Annotated in this window: 1 protein-coding gene; it reads left to right on the top strand. The window is 60.3% G+C overall.

The annotated features are described in order from the left end of the window. Positions 1 to 1,009: hypothetical protein (locus AK963_RS34115; RefSeq protein ID WP_175404744.1), on the top strand; the 1,009-nt coding region annotated here is incomplete at both ends.

Below are 1,009 nucleotides of genomic sequence, written 5' to 3'. Positions count from 1 at the left end.
CCCGCTTCCTGAACGACGTCCGCAAATTCTTCGAAGCCAAGGGCGAGACCTTCGACAACGATCAGGACATGATCGCCCGATTCTATAACGACCGCACCTGGGGCAACCTGAACACCCTCGGCATGGCCGAAGACCTGAACGACGCCTACAACGGCGCACCGGAACAACGTGAACGCCTCAAGCGCCTTCAGTTCGTCTACGACAACATGCCTTCCTTCTATGAAGACGGCGGCGCAGTGGATCAGGTGGGCGCGTGGGAAACCACCAAGAGCATCGGCGGTGCGCTTCTGGCCGATCCCCTTAACCTCCTTGGCGGTGCCGGAGCCTGGGGCAAGGCCGCCAAAGCCGGTGCCCAGGGAGCCAGTAAAGGCCGCGCAATATGGGAAGGCGTGAAAGGCGGTGCCAAAACCGAAGCCCTGATCGGCGCACCAGTCGAAGCCGCTTTTGACGCGGGTCTCCAGAACCGTGACATCGAACTGGGCCTGCAAGACGAGTTCAGCAAAACCCAGATGGCCCTCTCTGGCGCAGCCGGTGGTCTCTTCTCCGGTGCCATGGGTGCCCTCTCTGGCCTGGCGGTCTCCATCTTCAGCCGCAAGAACGTCAAGCTCGGCCAGGAGGTCTATCAAAAAATGCTCGACGACGGGATCACCCCCGACTACATCGAGCGCATGAGCGATACCCAGCTTGACCAGGTACTCGACAACTACCGCACCGACAGCAGCGCCGCGATCGGCGACGTCAAATCCAGCATGGAAGCGGAACAGCTTCAGGAAGCCCAACGGGCAGAACAGGCTGCAAAGGCACCGGAGCAACCCGAAGCCTTCCAGCCCGACCCTGATCTGCAACAAGTCCTCGACAAACTCATCGACATCCGTGACTCCATCGAGCCAGGGCAGGACGGTTACAGCGAAGTCATCACCAATATTGCCAACGTCCGTCGTGTGATCCGCGAGACCAACACCCTCGACGTCCGCAACAAGGCCGTCGAAGATCAGTACAAGTCCGATCC

Source organism: Endozoicomonas atrinae, from assembly GCF_001647025.1.
In the GTDB taxonomy this organism is placed as follows: Bacteria; Pseudomonadota; Gammaproteobacteria; order Pseudomonadales; family Endozoicomonadaceae; genus Endozoicomonas; species Endozoicomonas atrinae.
The sequence above is the reverse complement of the archived record's forward strand: the minus strand, read 5'-3'. Positions and strand labels throughout refer to the sequence as shown.